18 protein-coding genes are annotated in these 18,780 nt (G+C 55.0%); 8 read left to right on the forward strand and 10 right to left on the reverse strand.

Translation table 11 applies throughout. The annotated features are described in order from the left end of the window. The first annotated feature begins 299 nt into the window (after positions 1–299). Positions 300–1,220: a hypothetical protein gene (locus M1D87_RS25740; RefSeq protein WP_003253479.1), complete on the forward strand. Its 921-nt coding sequence runs from the start codon at positions 300–302 to the stop codon at positions 1,218–1,220. A gap of 130 nt (positions 1,221–1,350) precedes the next feature. On the opposite strand, the gene M1D87_RS25745 is transcribed toward M1D87_RS25740, so the two are convergent. The 3 genes from M1D87_RS25745 to M1D87_RS25755 all read right to left on the reverse strand — a co-directional run bounded on the left by M1D87_RS25745 (position 1,351) and on the right by M1D87_RS25755 (position 5,688). After that, positions 1,351–3,180 carry a CocE/NonD family hydrolase gene (locus tag M1D87_RS25745; protein WP_003253477.1) on the reverse strand — a complete coding sequence of 610 codons (1,830 nt, stop codon included), beginning with the start codon at positions 3,178–3,180 and terminating at the stop codon, positions 1,351–1,353. A gap of 44 nt (positions 3,181–3,224) precedes the next feature. Continuing rightward, positions 3,225–4,664, reverse strand: a complete 1,440-nt coding sequence (locus tag M1D87_RS25750; RefSeq protein ID WP_003253475.1) for a YfcC family protein — start codon at positions 4,662–4,664, stop codon at positions 3,225–3,227. A gap of 112 nt (positions 4,665–4,776) precedes the next feature. Next, positions 4,777–5,688 carry a LysR family transcriptional regulator gene (locus tag M1D87_RS25755; protein ID WP_003253472.1) on the reverse strand — a complete coding sequence of 304 codons (912 nt, stop codon included), beginning with the start codon at positions 5,686–5,688 and terminating at the stop codon, positions 4,777–4,779. Between the two features lie 202 nt (positions 5,689–5,890). On the opposite strand from M1D87_RS25755, the gene M1D87_RS25760 reads away from it, so the two are divergent. Next, positions 5,891–7,117: an OprD family porin gene (locus M1D87_RS25760; protein WP_009682006.1), complete on the forward strand. Its 1,227-nt coding sequence runs from the start codon at positions 5,891–5,893 to the stop codon at positions 7,115–7,117. A 323-nt stretch (positions 7,118–7,440) separates the two neighbouring features. On the opposite strand, the gene M1D87_RS25765 is transcribed toward M1D87_RS25760, so the two are convergent. After that, complete coding sequence (locus M1D87_RS25765; protein ID WP_003253466.1) at positions 7,441–9,138, reverse strand: phosphoethanolamine transferase; 1,698 nt, start codon at positions 9,136–9,138, stop codon at positions 7,441–7,443. A 440-nt stretch (positions 9,139–9,578) separates the two neighbouring features. Beyond that, positions 9,579–9,785: a hypothetical protein gene (locus tag M1D87_RS25770; RefSeq protein WP_003253464.1), complete on the reverse strand. Its 207-nt coding sequence runs from the start codon at positions 9,783–9,785 to the stop codon at positions 9,579–9,581. On the opposite strand from M1D87_RS25770, the gene M1D87_RS25775 reads away from it, so the two are divergent. The 3 genes from M1D87_RS25775 to M1D87_RS25785 all read left to right on the forward strand — a co-directional run bounded on the left by M1D87_RS25775 (position 9,765) and on the right by M1D87_RS25785 (position 11,433). Continuing rightward, positions 9,765–9,965 (forward strand): zinc ribbon domain-containing protein, encoded by a 201-nt coding sequence (locus M1D87_RS25775; RefSeq protein WP_223255137.1) that lies wholly within the window; start codon positions 9,765–9,767, stop codon positions 9,963–9,965. The two genes, M1D87_RS25770 and M1D87_RS25775, sit on opposite strands and share 21 nt — an antisense overlap. A 54-nt stretch (positions 9,966–10,019) precedes the next feature. Beyond that, positions 10,020–10,925 carry a cation diffusion facilitator family transporter gene (locus tag M1D87_RS25780; RefSeq protein ID WP_003253462.1) on the forward strand — a complete coding sequence of 302 codons (906 nt, stop codon included), beginning with the start codon at positions 10,020–10,022 and terminating at the stop codon, positions 10,923–10,925. Between the two features lie 157 nt (positions 10,926–11,082). After that, positions 11,083–11,433, forward strand: a complete 351-nt coding sequence (locus tag M1D87_RS25785; RefSeq protein ID WP_003253461.1) for a DUF3147 family protein — start codon at positions 11,083–11,085, stop codon at positions 11,431–11,433. Positions 11,434–11,465: 32 nt separating this feature from the next. Here the strand turns inward: M1D87_RS25785 and M1D87_RS25790 are convergent, their stop codons facing one another. After that, positions 11,466–11,792, reverse strand: coding sequence for a DUF2790 domain-containing protein (locus tag M1D87_RS25790; protein WP_003253458.1), 327 nt, complete (start codon positions 11,790–11,792; stop codon positions 11,466–11,468). A 689-nt stretch (positions 11,793–12,481) separates the two neighbouring features. Between M1D87_RS25790 and M1D87_RS25795 the strand changes: the two genes are divergently transcribed. Further along, the gene (locus M1D87_RS25795; protein WP_003253457.1) at positions 12,482–13,156 is read left to right on the forward strand and encodes a heavy metal response regulator transcription factor; all 675 of its coding nucleotides are present in this window, start codon (positions 12,482–12,484) and stop codon (positions 13,154–13,156) included. Continuing rightward, positions 13,153–14,571, forward strand: a complete 1,419-nt coding sequence (locus tag M1D87_RS25800) for a heavy metal sensor histidine kinase (protein ID WP_009682005.1) — start codon at positions 13,153–13,155, stop codon at positions 14,569–14,571. Before M1D87_RS25795 ends, M1D87_RS25800 begins: the two co-directional genes overlap by 4 nt. A gap of 57 nt (positions 14,572–14,628) precedes the next feature. Here M1D87_RS25800 and M1D87_RS25805 read toward each other — a convergent pair whose 3' ends face one another. Beyond that, the gene (locus M1D87_RS25805; RefSeq protein WP_003253452.1) at positions 14,629–15,216 is read right to left on the reverse strand and encodes a hypothetical protein; all 588 of its coding nucleotides are present in this window, start codon (positions 15,214–15,216) and stop codon (positions 14,629–14,631) included. A gap of 266 nt (positions 15,217–15,482) precedes the next feature. Here M1D87_RS25805 and M1D87_RS25810 point away from each other — a divergent pair, with 266 nt between their 5' ends. Beyond that, entirely contained in the window at positions 15,483–15,704 is a 222-nt protein-coding gene (locus tag M1D87_RS25810; RefSeq protein WP_003253450.1) for a hypothetical protein, read from the forward strand. Between the two features lie 82 nt (positions 15,705–15,786). Here M1D87_RS25810 and M1D87_RS25815 read toward each other — a convergent pair whose 3' ends face one another. The 3 genes from M1D87_RS25815 to M1D87_RS25825 are packed head-to-tail and all read right to left on the reverse strand — an operon-like array spanning position 15,787 to position 18,603. Then, entirely contained in the window at positions 15,787–17,241 is a 1,455-nt protein-coding gene (locus M1D87_RS25815) for an ArnT family glycosyltransferase (RefSeq protein ID WP_003253448.1), read from the reverse strand. Further along, positions 17,235–18,218 carry a glycosyltransferase family 2 protein gene (locus tag M1D87_RS25820; protein WP_003253446.1) on the reverse strand — a complete coding sequence of 328 codons (984 nt, stop codon included), beginning with the start codon at positions 18,216–18,218 and terminating at the stop codon, positions 17,235–17,237. Before M1D87_RS25820 ends, M1D87_RS25815 begins: the two co-directional genes overlap by 7 nt. After that, a complete protein-coding gene (locus M1D87_RS25825) occupies positions 18,184–18,603 on the reverse strand; it encodes a GtrA family protein (protein WP_003253444.1) in 420 nt (139 codons plus the stop codon). The genes M1D87_RS25820 and M1D87_RS25825 overlap by 35 nt, the downstream gene beginning before the upstream one ends. Between the last annotated feature and the right edge of the window lie 177 nt (positions 18,604–18,780).

Consider the following 18,780-nt stretch of genomic DNA (forward strand, 5'->3'; position numbering starts at 1 on the left):
TTGATCGACGGTGCTGGGCCATAGCTGACGGCTGGTCTGCCTACCAACTGATCCGTTCCGTGGCAGGTGTTATTTTCTCTACAAGAATAGCCTCCACGCCTCGGGCGGGTCCCAGACCTGCACTGCGCACCAGGGGGTTAGTTGTTTCTGGGGCTCACAGACTCCTTACGGGGTAATCCCATGCTTCTGGCAAGGCCTGCCACCGGAGGGTGACCACCTAAGGGGCAGATAGGCCTTCCTGCTACCGAACTTCGCTGGGTACGATCAATAAACCCTCTATTGATACGGTTTTGGCAAAGATGGATGTGTACAAGCTCCGCATTGAAGACACTGAAAGCAAAACCATAGACAAGGATCGGTTCGAGTCTGAGACCTTCCGCAGGGAGCCGTGGTATCAGCCCGGAAGCGCGGGCAAGCTGGCTCAGTTCGCGGTGTGCCCGGCATGCGACAACCCTGTCCAGCTGGTAGGGCTGTATGAGTTACCCCCAAACGTAAAAAATCCCTTCGGAAAGCACGCGACGAAGAGCATTCGCGGTATCGCTCCATTTGATGGAGAGGCCCGTAACGATTGCCCATACTTCCAGCCCCGTCAGCACAAGAAGACCGACCGAAAAACCGGTTTTGACGGCGTACCGCGGAAGATTCTCAGGCTTTTGATAGAACAGTTTGACCGCGTGGTTTACATCCTGGAGAAGGAAACCCAGGTGGTGCTCTCGGAGAAAGCCTTGCGAGGCATGCTGCAGCGTTACAAAGGGGAGCGCGGCTACCTCTATACCGGTGCGACGCTACGCAACGTGCCATGGATCTTCGCCTATATGTCGGACGCCACTCGGCTCTTTGGCCAGAAGATAGGTGGGAATGCTGAGCTTGTGAAAGCGATAGAGTCTCAAGTGCCAGGGGCGGAAATCAGCACCAAAGGCCGGCTGGAGGCGAAGAGCCTTCCTGGGATGAAAGGCCCCTACTTCGATCTCAAGATGAGTTTCATCCGCCACCGGATCTCTAAGGATAACGAGGAATCCGGCCTGGTTGAGAGCATGGAGTTTGTAGTGTCCCAGCTTCGCAAAGGTGAGCTTGAGCACATTCACAAGCAGGTGCTCAAATTCGATCCGGCTTGGTTCGAGAGCCTCATCCGAATGCCTGTTGATCATCCCTATCGCAGGATGGACCGAGTGGATATGGCCCGTGAAGAGCTAGGCGATTTGCTGGTGTCGAACGGGTAGAGGTGAGCATCGTGTAAACCTATTTTTTTACCTGTTAACTACAGTGGTTAACAGGTAAAAAAACTGGTTTACAGGGACAGCGCTCGGCAGCTGTCCAGAACTGCTGCCAAGCGATAGCTCTATACCGCTATCAGCTACCAGCTGGTGCTTGGACGACCGTTAGCTGAATCCTGGAGGGCCGCTTAGCCCCCATATGTACGGTATTTCGAGCAGTCCTTTTTTTGTTCGCGCAGCCTTCCGGCTCACCGCTGTTGGGGTTTACGTCGAACCGTGGGAAATTGCTGCCGGCAATCTCAAGGCGCAAGCTGTGACCGCGCTTGAACAGGTTGCAGGTTGCAAACGGTTCGATCTGCACCTTGAAACATTCCCCAGGTACCGTCGGCTTCGGATCGTTCCAGCTGTCCCGGTATCGGCAACGAATGATGCCGTCTGTAATGTTCATGGCATACCCCTCTGGGAAGTCATCGCTTGGCGGATAGACGTCGACCACCTTAGCGGTAAAGTCAGTGTCTAAGCCGTCGGTCTCGACCCACAGCTGGATCGTTACCGGACCGGCGACAGCAAGGTCAGCTTCAAGCGGCTCAGTTTCGAAACACAGCACATCGCTGCGCTGGCAGATGGCACTGCCATCTCCGCGCGCGCCGAAGAAGCGTGGTGTTTCTCGCTGATCAAACGCTCCGCCTTCGAAGACAGGAGCGCCGGAAGTCAGCGCGCCGCCGATGGTCGGTACTGGATTAGATGGATCGGCGAGGAAGTGGCAAGCAGCATCGGTTGCCGCTGGCCCCCCTTTGCTCAACTGACCGTCAGGATGAAGATAAAGATCCAACCGCTGGCTGCCAGGTAATGGCCACTGCTGTGCATCAAGCCACTGACCACCATGATCTATTCGCGTGTCCTGAAGCTTGCGACCACTACCACCGCCCATCATGAATACCTGCACCTGTTGGGCTGGTGCAGTGATCTGTAGCTGCAGATGGTTTACAAACCACTCAATACGACAGGACAGCCAATCCTGCGCCACTTGCCCATCGAAAGCGGCGGCTGGGCCAAACTCGGCATCGCCGCTGTGGCTAATGTTGCGGTCGCCATGCAGCCAAGGGCCCATCACGAGTCGTTGTGGTGCCTTACCGTTCGCGACGAAGGCAGCAAAGTTATCCAGGGTTGAGCTGACATAGGCGTCATACCAGCTCGACATGTGCAGCACCGGAATATCGGGAATGTTGCTGCGATAGTGATCGGCGCAAATGCCCAACTGTTGCCAATAGGCATCGAAACAGCCGCGGCCCCATTGGTCGAACAGGTAGTCCTCATACGCTGGCGCATGACGCAGCGGTGAAAATCCTGGACGCCACGGCATATGGGCGAACCAATGCCGGATGTCTTCCTGCTCCAATGCTTCGCGCAATAGTGGATCGGCTTTGGCTGCCGGACTTTCCTTGGCCTGCTTGTATGCCCATGTGGCCTGTTTGAGCTCGAATGCGCCTCCTTGGCGGATGCCACATTGATAAGCGTTGGCGAAGCCTCCAGAGTCCAGCACCATCGTCTTCAGCCCTGGAGGATTTAAGCAGGCCATAGCGAGCTGAGTATGGGCTGCATAAGAAAGACCCATGCTTCCGACCTTCCCATTGCACCAAGGCTGCTCGACCAACCAGGCCAAAGTGTCGTAGCCGTCTTCTGCTTCGTTGACGTACTTGATGAATTCGCCTTCGGAGGCGTAGCGACCGCGGCAGTCCTGAAACACAGTGACGAAGCCATGTTCGGCAAAGGCTTGGGCCATCTCTTCACGCCCTAAGTGATGACCATTCAGGCATTTCTCCGAGCGTGAGGGCTTGCTCTTGTCGTATGGAGTGCGTTCGATCACCACTGGCCACACGCCGGTACTTTCATCAGGCAGGTAGACATCGGTGGCCAACCGAACGCCATCGCGCATCGGGACCATCAGGTTTCTGAGGATTTGCATGTTTGACACTCAAAGCAGTAGGGCCGCATACGCGGCCCGAGATTTCAGTAGCCGGTCAGAACGGCAATGGAGAGGAGGCACATGGCGATGGCCGCGAATACCAGGCACAACGGCCAGATGAATCGCGCCCATTGACCCCATCCGACTTGAGCGGTCGCAAGCAGCACTAGTAGGCCACTTGAGGTAGGAGTGATCAGGTTTGTTAGACCATTGCCCAGCAAAAAGGCATACACAGTGGTCTGAGCGCTCACACCTGACAATTGCCCCAACGGTCCGAAGATTGGCATGGTCACTGCTGCTTGCCCCGACGTGGACGGGATCAGGACATCCAGCCCGAGTTGTGCGAAGAACATGCCGTACGCCGAAACTAGAGGGCCGTGATCGCTGACCAGGTTGGAAAGGTTGTTGACGATAGTGTCGAGCACCTGGCCAGTGCTGAGGATGATCTCCACCGCAGTGGCGAGACCGATCAGCACGCCGGCCATTAGCACCTTCTTCATTCCGTCGACGAATGCGCCGGCAGCCTCGCTGGCACCGATGCCAGCCACCACACTGAACACCATGCTCATCGCCAAGTAGTACGCAGACAACTCTGGGTACTTCCAGTGCCAGCGATTGGAGGCATAAACCAGGAAGGCGACGCCCGCTCCCAGCAGTAGAAGGTTGAGACTGTGGCGTGGCGCTAGCGGTGTGCGCTTAAAAGTAAACTCAGCACTGGCGTCGTAACCCAGTCGGCGTACAGTCATTAACACGAAGCCAATGCCGACCAGCAGAAACACCAAGTAGGCTGCCACACGCATATTCAGCCCGCTGAACATTGGAACGCCCACTAGCGGCTGGGCAACCGCCAATGCCACGGGGTTGGTAATCGAACCCAGATAGCCGATTTTCACCGAGATCACCACGATCGCCAGACCAACAATGTTGGGCAGCCCCAGGCGATTGGCCATCGCTACCATTAGCGGGACGATCAGGATGAACTCTTTGGCCAGTCCCATGAACGTGCTACCGGCCGAGAACACCAGCATCAAGCAGGGTACCAGCACGTAGATGTTGCCCCGGGTAAGGCCAAGTATCCGCTCAAGACCAGCATCGATTGCCCCGGCCTTGTTCAGCACGCCAAACATTCCGCCGATGAACAAAACCATGAAGATCAGGCCGGCTCGCTTCTCGATGCCCTGTGGAATGGCCATGAAAGCCTCAACCAAGGAGACCGGACGTGCAGCAGAATCGGTTGTGGCACGCGGCTCTGTGGAAAATAGCTGGCTTAGAGAGGCGTCCTTTTCCAAGGTCTGGTACGAACCGGGGACAACAGCGATGTCTTTGCGCTGGAACTGGCCTGAATCGACGAAGTAGGTGAAGGCCAGAGCCATGAAAACAATGCTCAACAGGATCAACGCAGGATTGAGCTGCTTGGCCGGGCGAGGGATGTCTGCTTTTCCAGCAGGCGCGGCTTGCGCCGCCGGTGCATGAGGTAGGTTCATGGTGCGCGATCTCGATTATTGTTTTGTAGGGGCCCAGGGCTACAGGGCGCACACTAGTTCAATCGGATGCAGTCACTCAACGTTATGAGTAAATCGGGTTGGGCTATGCAATTTATTGCGTTGGCGTAGAACCATTCACCTCTGTGAGCCTGTTACGCATGTGCTCCGCGAAACTCTCAACCAGCAAAGAGCGTGGCTGGTCTTTGCGGAAAATCAGGCCAAAACGATAGCAAAGCGCAGGTCTCAGCGGCTTGGCGATCAAAGGAAGGCCACCAAACTCTTTGGCCAAAAGACCATTGATAATTGAGACCCCCATACCCTCTGCAACGAATGCGCAAGCAGCACTGACCGAGTGGACCTCTACGCGAACTTGAGGGGTAATTTCAGCCTCTCGGAAACGCAGGTCGAGTTCAGATCGAAGGCTCCTTTGCCGCCCCAGAAGCACGAGGGGTTCATACCGCAATGCTTCGAGACTGACCTCCGATAGCTCCGCCAGTGGATGGCTTTGGTGCATGACGCACATCCCTTCGGTCTCCAGTACCGGTAGCACTTCAAAATGCTGAAGTTCCGTAGGCAAACGCACGAAAGCGAAGTCAGCGCTTTTGTCGAGTACGGCCCTTTCCAGCGCATCGTATCCGCCGGTGATGACCTCTACGACGACGTCCTCACGGCCCTGCATGAATTCGGCAACGATCCTCGGTAGCAAGTGTTGAGACATGCTGGTCGGTACTGCAACCTTGAGCAGACTCCGGCGCGAATGACCCAGTCTCAGCTCATCTGCCATGCGTTGTACGCGCTGGAGGTTGTCTACGAGCTCCGCCACCTGTCCAAGGAGTTCTTCCGCCTCAGGAGTCGCCATCAATCTGCCCTTACGTCGAAGGAAGAGCGCGAGGCCTAAGTGATCTTCGAGCTGAGTTAACAAGCGGCTGACGGCCGATTGGGACAAGCCCATACGGGTAGCAGCTCCGATGGTAGAGCCCGTTGTCATGATGGCTTGAAAAGCTTCGAGTTGTTTGAGGTTCACAAGATACTCCGAGGTTTCTTACCAACTAAACGCATAGCCTCATGCGTATTACTCATAACGTTGTTGCCGATTCCACGACGGGTTAGTGTCCGCCGCATGAGTGAATCCCGTCCAGCATGACGCTGCGTAATCTGCGATGGATAGTACTGGGTCGCTCCATTTTGATGCTGCCAAAAATCACAATACACAGCAGAGATTTCCGATGAACACCCTCACAACATCGCGCACACTCGCGTGTGCAAGCGTCATTGCTAGCTTGTTCCCCAATTTTGCTGAAGCAGACTTCTTCAAAGACTCCGAGGGCCGGCTGGCTCTGCGAAATTACTATTTCAATGATGGATTTCGTGATGGGGGCGAAGATCGCAAAGAGTGGGCGCAGGGTTTTCTGCTCAAGCTACAGTCAGGTTACACCGAAGGACCTGTAGGCTTTGGTTTGGAGGCACTGGGACTTTCAGGAATCCGGCTCGACTCAAGCGCTAAGCATGCGGGGACAGGCCTTCTGCCGGTCCACGACGATGGTCGGGCAGCTAGCGAATATTCGAGTCTTGGCATTACCGCTAAGGCCAAATGGAATGACCTTTTGGTCAGTGGTGGCACTCTCCTCCCCAAAATCCCCGTCCTGGTTTACAACGATGGTCGACTACTACCTCAAACGTTCCGAGGTACCCAAGCGGAGTACACCGGTGTTGATCGGTTGTACCTTCAAGCTGGGCATCTAGACAAATTCAAAGCCCGAAACTCTACCGATAGCGTCGATATATTTCCTCAGGGATATTCCGGAGGTGGCGGTACGGACTTTGATTTTGCGGGGATGCGCTACGACCTCACCAAACAGCTCAGTTTTAGCAGCTACTACGGGGAACTTCGGGATTTCTACCGCCAACAATTTTTCGGGTTGGTTTACACACTGCCGCTTGGCCCAGGCAAGCTAACTAGCGATCTACGTTACTTTATCAGTGATGATGCTGGCGCAGCCCGTAATGGTGTAGTTGATAGCGATATGTTTAGCGGTTTACTCAGTTATCGTCTGGGTGGCCACACGTTCAGTGCTGGATATCAAAAGGTTGATGGCAGCACCGCACTTCCGTACGTGAGCGTAAGCACGGTCTACTCGTTCAGCAATGCTAGCGTTGGCAAATTCATTCAGCCCGGAGAGCGGACCTGGATGGCGAGGTACGACTACGATTTTACTAGCATGGGAATTCCTGGACTGAGCTTCATGACCCGCTACTACAAGGGCGAGGATGGGGTCTATCGTGGTCAGGAAGCCCGGGAGCACGAGTCCAATACGAACCTGAAATATGTGATCCAGGACGGGCTCTTCAAAGGTGTGGGGGCTGAGTTTCGATATGCAGTGGCCAGGAGCACGTACAGCAGCGACCGGGATAACTACCGCTTGTATCTGACGTACGACATTGCATTGTGGTGATAGCTTCAAGTTCCCCTTGAAGCCGTCATCTAAAGGCAGCTCCCGCAGTCGGGAGCTGCCTTGTTAACCTACTCCCCCTTTTTGTGCTTGTGGGGTTTCAGGTCCGGATGGTCCTTCTGCTTCTCAGGCGTGACTCGCTGCCTTTTATCCGGAGTGCCATCTTCGTTAGTTCGTTTAGGGCCTGGCTTGATGCTCATGCGAGATTTCCTTTATCGCTTGGGTTGGTGGGTGCTGCTATGTAGTTAGTCCAGCTTCTTATAGCTGTCAAAGCGGACGGGAGCAGAAGCACTTGGCATCCCAGAGGGGCCATCCTACTTCGTGTCTTAGAGGCCTGAGTAAGAGCCTCCTGGCAAGGGCTTGCACGGGGCAGTGAAATCCAAGGCTGAGCGGTACGAGGACGTCTGGACATTCATCATCCCGAGCACTGTGTGAAACAGGTTGTCGTGGCTAAGAGGTGAGCTTGCTTGAGCTTTCAAACAGCCGACGTTGAGCCTTTCACTCTTCGCAAGAGAATCGGACATCCAAAGCACCAATGGCACCTTGGTTTGCTCTTCAGGAGCCATCGCATAAGGCAGCCCATGCAGGTAGAGCCCACCCTCACCCAGTGATTCTCCGTGGTCAGAAACGTACAGGAGCCCAGTGTCGAATTTGGTGTTCGCTGCCAGGATGTCGATCAGCCCGGCTGTAACGTAGTCGGTGTAAAGGATCGAGTTATCGTAGGCATTGAGCACTTCCTGCTGCTTACATTTGTCGAGCTCGTTGGTCTCGCACACCGGCGCGAATTTCTTGAATTGCGCGGGGTAGCGCTTGTAGTAGGCCGGGCCATGGCTACCTTTGTAGTGGAGCACCAGGACAGCATCGCCTTCTTGACGCTTGATGAAGTCTTGCATCTCCGAGAGCAGCACCCCGTCCTTACACTCCTCGCTGGTGCAAAGTTGGGGATCCGCGTGAGAGGCAGCCTTGTGGTTGGGAACCCTGTCGCAGGCCCCTTTGCACCCCGAGTTGTTGTCAGTCCACATGACACTAATGCCTGCGCGTTGAAGCACGTCGAGCAGCCCTTCTCGGCTCTTGGCCAAGCCATCTTTGTACTCGGCCTTACCCACATCCAGGAACATGCATGGCAACGAAACTGCGGTGGCGGTGCCGCAGGAGCTGACGTTGGAGAAGCTGATGACGTTGCGTTTTTCCAGCTCCGGGTTCGTTTCACGGGTGTAGCCATTGAGGGAGAAGTTGGCGGAGCGGGCGGTCTCTCCTACAGCCAGTACCAGCAGCCTAGGTTTACGGGCCGCCCCCTGTCGATTAACTACCGCATCAGTTCCAATGGCCGTCAGCGTTTTAGGTGTGGCCAGCTGGCGCTTCAGGTAACCATGGCCAGCCGCAAACAAGTTGGTGGGTACCAGGATCAGTCGGATCTCCCGATTGTTGCGCAGCAAGGAGGCATATGACTGGTATTGACTCAGCACGATGCCAGACAAGGTCAACAGAGCGAGCGACAGAGCAATGACCCTGCTGACCAAAGCTCTGGCCCAAGGCTTGCGCCGGAGGGGAACCCGGGAGATCAGGTAGACGGGCAACACCCCAACCATTGCGACCCACAGACCGAGCTTCCAATTCAGCAGCTCGGTTGCCTCAGCGACGTCTGTCTCCACAACGTTGGTGAACATTGTGTAATCGATCACGATGCCATAGGCATTCATGAAGTAACTCGCAAAAGCCGCGCTGATCAGTACGAGACATAGAAAAGGTTTGGTCAGCCGCGCCCATGACAGCAAGCTCAGAACCGTAAACACCCATGCGAATACTATGACTGGGAGGCTAGCTGCTAGCAGCCAGTTCACTTCATCGGTTTTGAATACCAGCTTCCAGAGCACGCTCCAGAGCTCAGCATTCGCGAATAGCAGCAACCAAAGAGTTACCAGCCCAATGAGCAGATTAGTGCTGATGCCTTCCTGTCGGGCAGTGCGAATAGCAAAGATCCATTTACTTAACAGGGTGTGAACAATGGATTTTGAAGGTGTCATTATCAAACTCTGAGAGGCTGCTTATCCATGCGTTAGCTGTGGAGTTAGCGGGAGCTGCTTGGCAAACCATCGACAGATGCTGAGCGATTGCGCAATGTGCGGAGCGCCAGAGGCCTTAGGGCCTAGGCGTTGGAGACGCTTAGAATGTGTGAGGCATAGGGACAAAAGAGAAATAAATCTCGCTGAGCGCATTATTTCCGGCGCCTGATAACGACACGATGACCTCGTGATTACAATGCTGACAGAAATGCAATAACTGCTGTTTTAATTGCCATCGACCAGGCTATGATAAAAATTAGGGCGACACCATCTATTAAACGCAGAGCACCGCTCAGCTAGATAAATTTAATTTCACAAACAAAACGGCTTCGTTTTGACGTAGGCTAATTTTGAACTTTCACTTTAACTTACAAGTCTTTCTCGCGAGCAGAACATTCTTTTCAACTTTTGCTCGTTAATATGTCACCCATCAATGAGGGGCGAATACCATGAGCTTTTTCAAAAATATCCTGGGCGGGCACCATGGCCGTGGAAACCACGGTGGAGGCAAGCACCACAGCGGGGGACATGGGGCCGAGCAATACGATCGCCATGGCCGGCAGCAGGGCTGCGACGGCGGCAACCAGGTGTATGACGGCGGGCGCCATGCCACTCCAGCCCCCATTAAAGATCTGCAGGGCTGCAGGCAGTGCCGGACGGCCAACGATCCGTCAGCACGCTTTTGTCTAAACTGCGGAACACCACTATCGAGTGGTTGCACCGCCTGTGGCTCGTTGCTGAGCGCAGGAGCAAAATTCTGCAGTCAGTGTGGCCAAGCGACGCTCTAACGATAGGCAGACAGGAAGGCCAACGAGACCACAACCCTGCGCAAGGAGAAATACGTGGGTTCAAATCATGACCATGGCAGCGCTGCAGTACGCGAGGGGCATCAGAAGAAGCTAATCATGGCGCTCGCCTTGACTGGCAGCTTCATGATTGCAGAAGTGATCGGTGCGTGGATTACCGGCAGCCTGGCGCTGCTGTCTGACGCATCCCACATGTTCACAGATACTGCCGCCTTGGCGATCTCACTGATTGCACTTCAGATAGCCAAGCGCCCGGCGGATCAGAAAAGAACCTTCGGCTATGCGCGCCTGGAGATTCTGGCTTCGACGTTCAACGCCGTGCTGCTCTTCCTGGTGGCGATGTACATCTTGTACGAGGCCTACCAGCGCTTTTTCATGCCGGCGGAGATCGCTACCGGGGCGATGATGTGGATCGCAATCGCCGGCCTGATCATCAACCTAATCTCGATGCGCCTTCTGGCATCTGCGAGCAACGAGAGCCTTAACGTCAAAGGCGCCTACCTCGAAGTTTGGAGCGACATGCTCGGCTCGCTAGGCGTAATCATTGCAGCACTCATCATCCGCTTCACGGGCTGGACCTGGGTCGACACGATTGTCGCTGTGGCAATCGGACTTTGGGTACTGCCGCGGACGTGGCAGTTGCTTCGCGAAAGCCTGGGGATTCTCATGGAGGGTGTGCCGAGGGGGCTCGACGTTACGGCAATCGAGGCCACCATCCGCGGCGTAGATGGGGTCACGGACGTTCATGACTTGCACGTCTGGGCCGTCAGCAGTGGCAGCAACGTGATGACGTCGCACGTAGTGGTACGGGATTCTGCAGATGGGGATGCTGTGTTGGCGGCCGTCGTGGATGCTGTCAGCGATGGATTTGAAATCCATCACTGCACCATCCAGATCGAGCGGGCAGCTTTCCACGAGAGCGTTCCCTCGCCCTCGCACTGATCGATCGGTAAACACCATGCAGACACATCCCCTTCCTGGCTGAGGGGGATGTTGTAGAAGAAATGCGATGAGGGATGGCGTAAACGGCAGGAGCACTTCGAGAGGGGTTGGAGAATGGCTTCACCTCCCCCGTCCACAATCCCCAGAAGGTTCAGCGATGGCTTGGATCATCACGAAGTACCTACTCACTGCCGGAATAGTGATTCTCGTATCAGAGCTGGCGAAACGCAGTGACAAGCTGGGCGGCCTGGTCGCCGCCCTACCCCTGGTCACTGTCTTGACGCTGGTCTGGCTCTATTTGGAGAACCAGAGCATGGAGAAGATCTCCAATCATGCTTGGTACACGTTCTGGTACGTGCTTCCTACACTGCCGATGTTTATCGCGTTCCCGTTGCTGCTACCTAAGCTCGGCTTCTGGCCGACCCTTATCAGCAGCATCCTCATCACAATGGCCAGTTTCGGATGTTTCGCCGTACTGCTGCGCCGGTTCGGCATTGAGCTTCTATGATCCGGCGACCGCAGACATCATCTTGATGAGCCTTAACGGCTGTTAATACACTCGCCCTTCACCAGGTAGCGAACCATGTGCAGCTCGCCTTTCGAGTCTTCGTAGGTCATCATACTTCTTACATTACCGCAGTACCGCACGCTGGGTGATACATACACCAACTTACCAACGTCAAGGTCCATACCGTAGGCATAGTCTTCAAGTTGAGGCATGGGCTTTTTTACGCGCTGAGCATAATCCGCAGTAGCCTCTCTAGCAGAACGCTCAATGCGTTGGTTTATTTCCATACCGCTTTGTGCATTGGCTGTTAGTGATGTGAAGAGCATAAACACGGCGATCGCTGATACAGTAGTGTTCATAAGAAGTCCCTTAATAAAAAAGCGCCCGTAGGGGGGCGCTAAAATTCACCTACCAAAGGAGCGTATGGTTTACAGGTGAATGCATTGACGAGAACAACTGCCCGCTGCTCTTGCCAAGCTGCTTTGAAATGAGACAATTTCCAAAGCAGCGATGCCTCTTCCGCTGCCCTTAAACTAGCAAAGGAGGCTAACACCAAGATGATCGCGCAATTACAATTTGGACATGTAATAGATTGTAAGGTAATTATTCGGGAGACTACTGAGCCACCAAGTGAACTAATTCGCAGAAAGGCGTAGCAGTTCGCGGCCGTGCATGGGGACTGCCTGCGTGGCGCACTCGATGCAAGGCCAGCGCCAGTCTCTGCAAGCTGGCGACCGAAATACTGCCTGTCATGGCCGATTCCGCCTGTCAGGCGAAGCTGTCATACACCGTCGCAGACCCCAGAATCCGCTAAGCTCAGAGCTGGAGCCTGCATGACTGTCAGAAATCTTGCGGCTACATTACAAATTTGTAGGATTTCGCCGCGGCCAGCTTCTTCGCGTTAAGATTCAAGCGTCCTCAGGTGACCCGGCGTATGGACAGAGGTAGCGACTACCACATGCCATACCCTCAGCCTATCTTTCGAACAGCCTGCAACCATAATCTTGGCGGATTAGGCCAACTCCTTCCTCACACCTTGAGATAAGTTATGCGCGTTCTAGTTGTGGAAGACGAAATTAAAACTGCCGAATATCTTCAGCAGGGCCTATCCGAAAGCGGGTATGTCGTAGATATCGTGCACAACGGTGTAGATGCCCTGCACTTGTTCAACACTAATGTCTATTCGTTGGTCCTTCTGGACGTGAACCTCCCCGGTATCGACGGCTGGGACCTGCTGGAAACCATCCGTAAGACCAGCCGGGTCCGCATCATCATGCTGACCGCCCGCGGACGCATCAATGACAAGCTCAAGGGCTTGGACGGCGGCGCGGATGACTACCTTGTGAAGCCATTCGAATTCCCTGAACTGCTTGCTCGCATCCGTTCGCTGCAACGCCGTGGTGATGAGTTGGTCGAGAAGAGCTCGCTGAAAATTGCGGATCTGGAACTCGACTCCGTCCGCCATCGCGTCTTCCGCGGTGGCACACGCATCGATCTCACCACCAAGGAATTTGCGCTTCTGCACCTGCTCATGAGCCGAACGGGCGAAGCGCTGACTCGTTCCCAGATCATCTCGTTGGTCTGGGATATGAATTTCGATTGCGACACCAATGTCATCGATGTAGCCATCCGGCGCTTGCGCTCGAAGATCGATGACCCGTTTGAAACCAAGCTCATTCACACGCTTCGTGGCGTTGGGTACGTTTTTGAGGAACGCGCATGAGGCCATTCAGCCTGGCTGCAAAGCTGGGGTTAAAAGTTGGGTTGATGAGCGCAGCGTTGCTGCTTCTGTTCGCCACCTTTGGCTATCTGATGGTAGGTAAGGCTCTGGAAAGAAATGCCCGAGCGGACCTGGAAGTAAAGATGGCGGGGATGGCTCACAACCTGTCCACCATCCCGGATATCTCCGGCGTCAACGCAGATGCACATCAGCTTGTCGATTTGGTCATGGGCCACAACAACCTGTATGTGAGCATATTCGATACCTCACAGAATCAGACTCCTCTGCTCTCGATTGGCTCGAAACAGGTCAATCTGGAGGTGCACAAGTTTCAGCCGGCGGCCCAGCCTAAAGAGCATGAATGGCGTGATACGCAGGACCGTCCTCTGCTGAGTGCTTCTCGGATCATGCGCTTGGGCGATGGAACAGAGGTCAGCGTCTATATGACCATGGACCAGTCATCCAGTGAGGCACTGCTTGATGCGTTGCTGACTTGGGCCTTGATGATGTCCCCCGTCATCCTCGCACTGATCTTGGCCATTGGCTGGTGGACCGTGCGCAGAGGCCTGCTGCCGCTGACCAAATTCCTCAAGGTGGCGTCAAAGATCTCAACGGAGAGCCTCGACCATCGTCTTCCGACTGATGGGATGCCGGCAGAACTCAAGAAGCTCGCCGACGGCATCAACATCATGCTGGCTCGCCTGGATGATGGCGTTCAGCAGCTCTCGCAGTTCTCTGACGACCTTGCCCACGAACTTCGAGCACCGCTTTCCAACCTGATGGGCAAGGCCCAGGTTGCCTTGACCAGAGAAAGATCGCTTTCCGAGTACCGGGAGGTTCTAGAGTCGTGCACAGAAGAGTTGGACCGCATGAGCCGCATGGTTTCCGACATGCTGTTCTTGGCCCAGGTCAGTCACCCTGCGTCCATGGTGGAGTTCGAACCGGTGTCCCTGGTCGACGAGGTTCAGCGCGTATGCGACCTCTTCAGCATTTCGGCAGAGGAAGGCGAGATCCAGCTGCAGATTTCTGGGAGTGATGATGTGGTACGCGGGAACCGCCTGATGGTTCAACGGGCCGTCTCAAACCTCGTGTCGAACGCGATCCGCTACTGCCCTCGCGGCCGCACGGTCTACGTGAAGGTGCAGCATAGTGCGAGCGGTACGACCTTGAGTGTCGGCAACCCCGGCCGCGGTATTGCCAAGGAACACCATGCGCACTTATTTGAGCGGTTCTACCGTGTGGACAAGAGCCGAGCACGGAGCGAAGGCGGTACCGGTCTTGGCTTGGCCATTGTGCAGTCGATCATGAGCCTGCACCAAGGGTCGGCGAGCGTGGAGGTGACCGAAGAAAACTTCACCTGGTTCCACCTTCACTTTCCCGCAGCCCAGCAACTGCAGCCAGCAATGACCGCCGCTTAAACCGCGCAGACATGATTAGGCCCGTCCATCGACGGGCCTTTTTGTTTGCTCAATGCATCAGTGCCGGAGGACCACAGGGTCCATAGGCGACCGCAGAATCACCGACTTGATGATCTTCTGCTCGTCAGGATTGGCGTTCTTCCACAGGTGTGAGAAGTACTGAGCATTCACTTTCTCTTGAGCACTTACGCTGCCGGCGGCATCGATCAGGCGCATGGTCGAGTAGACACAGATCAGCGCCAGAATGAAGAACGACGTGGCGACCACCATCACATAACGCTTGGCCAGCACCGGTGCCCGCTTGAGCTCCTGGATAGAGGCGTCCGCCGCCTTTGTCGCTGCTGTAAGCTCCGAGATCAGTGGCTGGATGGCGGTGTCGACTCCGCGGCATGCAGCTGAATACGCTGATGCAGCGGCGCGCAAGGCAACCTCCTCCGCGTTCGACCAAGCCTTCTCCGCCTTTCGCACCTCCTCCTGAATCTGCCGGCCGACAGCGTCCACCTGCTCCACCAGTTCGTTCGACCTCTCCAGAACAGCGCTGGAGGTCCGCGTCTGCGAGGTCAGCTCATCGAGCTGGACAGTGAGTTTTTCAGTGCAGCGGCGAAAGTCACCGATAGCAACTGCCCAGGGCTCTATGTCATTCATGGCTATCTCCTAGGGCGGCCAACAACGCCGCGCTGAATTAACGCGCTAGATATCAAAATTGTAATTTAAGAGAAAATTCTTAGTCGCCCTCGACAGTGCCGAGATAGACATGATCCTTCCAGATTTGAGGATTTAACGCATCCTGCCTGCCGCCAAAATTACGGAATTGTAATTATTGACTCACCTTGTCGTTAGCTTCGCGTTCCTAAACTACAAACCAACAAAGGCCGCTAATCAGGCAGGCCTAGTATGAACCGAGGTTCACAATGAAATTTGTCAAATCTATCGCTATTGGCAGCCTGCTGCTGGGTCTCATGGGTACCGCTTACGCTGAAGGTGGCTTCGAGCGAGCGAAACAGTTCAATGAAAACTTCCGAACCGAACAGGCTCGCCTATGGAGCGATGACTCTTCGGACCAGAACAAACAACAAGTCGCTCAAGAGCAAAAGAAAGAAAGCAAGGATGGTAAGGAACAAGCCGACAATTAATCGGCGGTTAAATAGGACTTCAAATGACGAAAGAAATCGACAAAAAAGCCAGGATAAAACCTGGCTTTTTTGTGCTTGGAATTTAGCCTTCGTTCTTGCGAGGCGTTTCCGCATTGCTTTCTCCAGCCAGACCCTCGGCACCTTGTACGGTACGTTTCCAATGGCACAGCATGAGCTGGCTGGCGTTCGCTTCGGTGATCGCTGTACATGCTAGATCAGCGGGCAGACCATCCTTGCTGTCTCGCAAGCGCCTGGACAGATAGAACGAGCCATCCTGCGGCCACTTGGCAGGATCCTTGATGTTCTCGGACTTTCCGCTGCTGTAAAACTCCGACGAGTATGAGCGGCGGCCAGGATAGATCAGGGGAGCGGAATGAGCAGACTGCACATTGAGCCAGGCTTGAACCACATCTCGCTGATTCTGAGGTCGCTCCTCAAGTACCCCGGCGTAGATGATGCCCGCACCGATGATTGGTAACACCAATGCACTCGCCGCGGCAGCCCATGTAGTCTTCGGGCCAACATCGCTGATCCGTCCGGATAGCAGCAATGCCCAGGCTGGCAGCGCAGGTAGCAGGTAGGTCCACAGAATGTTGCCTGCAAATGTGAAGAAGACCGGTGTCGCCAAGGCCCACAGCCAGAGGTAAGCCTCGAAGCGCTGCATTGATTCACGCTTGCGGATCAGTAATGGTAAGAAAAAGGCCCACGGCAGTAGCGACAGTCCGAGCTGGATCCAGATGGTGCCATATGGCTTGGCATGAGCACTGCCGTATAGGTCGCCCGCCCAGTTACTGACGACGTAGCGGCTCCAGTGCTCACCAACGAAGAAGTACTCCATGAAGCCGGGCGTTTTCATCTCGGCCGCGACATACCAAGGCACGGATATACCGAACATGAGTACAAGGCCGCTGATCCAGGGAAGCCTCAGTACCCGTCCCCATTCCTTGTAGATAACGAACCAGGCGAATGCCGGCGCCCCCATAAGCACTAGGGTCAGAGGGCCTTTGGCAAGCAAGCCCAGCCCGAGACCTGCGAACATCAGGTAGGCATCCGCCTTGCTGGCGCACTTCATCCAACGCCAGAAACCGTAGCTGGCCAGCAGAATCGAGAACGACAAAACAGGGTCGGTCAGCACGACACCGCTGGAGACTAGGCCAAGGGTGGTGCTGGAAAAGATAATGGCGGCCCAGATGCCGGCGTTACGGGAAATCTGCTGCGTGCCGAGTTTGATGATGATGAAACAGCTTGCCAGGTGCAGCAGCCACGCCGGGAAACGCGCAGCGAACTCGTTAACGCCGAAGACCGTCATGCTTGCGGCCTGGGTCCAGAAGGACAACGGTGGCTTGCCCCAGAACGGTACCCCGTAGTCGAACATGGGCGTGATCCAGTCATTCAACTCGACCATCTTGCGAGCCATTTCAGCGTAGCGAGCCTCCGATGTGTCCATCAGTGGATAGATGCCCAGCCCCACCAAACGCAAGAGCAAAATCGAACCCAGGATCCACCACAGCGTCCGCTCGTTTTTCAGGCTCAGCATTTCTTACCCTCGATCGAGGCCATCGAAGGGTGGAGTGACACGGGATCCGCCTTGCTGCTGTGCTTCAGGAAATAGAGAGGCCGGCGCTTCACTTCCGCGAGTGTCACGCCCAGGTACTCCCCCACCATGGCGACACCGACGCACATGAATGAAGCCATTCCGACGATCAGGTGATGGATGTCGAAACTTCCTGCCACAAGCGACGCAAGCATGTAGCAGATGCTGGAGACGAAAAGACCGAAACTGATGAGGCTGAAAATGCGCAGCGGTTTGCGAGAGAAGCTGACGATGCTTTCGATGGCCAGATTGAACAGGCCAGCTGCATTCCACTTGGTGCTGCCGGCATGGCGAACGGTGCGATTGTAGGGCAGCTCGATGGTACGGAAGCCTACCCAGCCGATCATGCCTTTGAGAATCCTGGAGCGTTCGTCCAGCGCCCGCAGTGCTGCCAGCGGCGCAGGCCCAATCAATCGGAAATCGCTGACATCGGCCGGCATGTCCACCTTCTCCACCAGGCGCTGCATGACCCAGTAGTAAGCCCGGGCACTCATGCGCTTAAACCACGAATCACCGACTCTCAGGTTGCGTTGCATGTTCACCACGTCGTAACCGCGTTGCCAGTGGTCCACCATGGCCGAGATGAGCTCTGGTGGGTCCTGCAGGTCGACATCGATGAAGATCAGCGCACTGCCACGGGCATGGTCTATCCCGGCGCTGAGTGCAGCCTCTTTGCCGAAGTTGCGACTCAGGGACAGACAACGTACAGATGACCCATCCTGATAGTGGCGAAGAATGTCGGCCGTTCGGTCGTTACTGCCATCGTCGATATAGAGGATTTCGCAGGAGACGGGTAAGCGCTTCACGACGCGGGTGATCCGCTGGTGGAACTCGGGGATGGTTTCCTCTTCCTGGAAGCAAGGGACGACGATGGTTAACAAGGGATCAGGGCGCTCGGGAAAGCGATGTAATGTCTGCATGATTGAATGTCCAAAAACGATGTGCAATGAATCCAAGTGCAGTGAGGCTTAAGGTCACTACAAGTTGGGAGATGAGCGGTGACAGATTCGACTTGATGAGGAACCACATACCCACGCCATTGCCGAAGTTTGTGGCTAACGCGACCAGTGCAAACCTGACAGGCTGAAACTTACGAGAGCCATCTGACACAAAGCAGAGCGCCCTATTTCCAATAAAGCTTGCGATAGCGCCAACCATGCCTCCACAGATACTGGCTAGCAATGGAGTAGATAATTCTGTCGTAACCAGCACTAGGAACACCGCATAATGGATTCCCGTTGCTATGAAGCCGATCCCCAGATAACGAATCAGTAAGGTAGTAAGAGGTAGGGTTTGATTTTCCATGCCCAAAGCCTATGGAGGCAAAGGTGAAAAAAAAGTGAACCAAATGTAAATGCGTAATTGGCTAAATTTAGATCTGCCAAGTAATGAAATTGGCGCGCTAGGCTAGCACGCTACAATATCAGCAAGATTGCTCGAAAATTACGCTTTCGAAATAAAACCTTCCGATAACGCATGCAT

This window comes from Pseudomonas sp. SA233 (genome assembly GCF_054792385.1).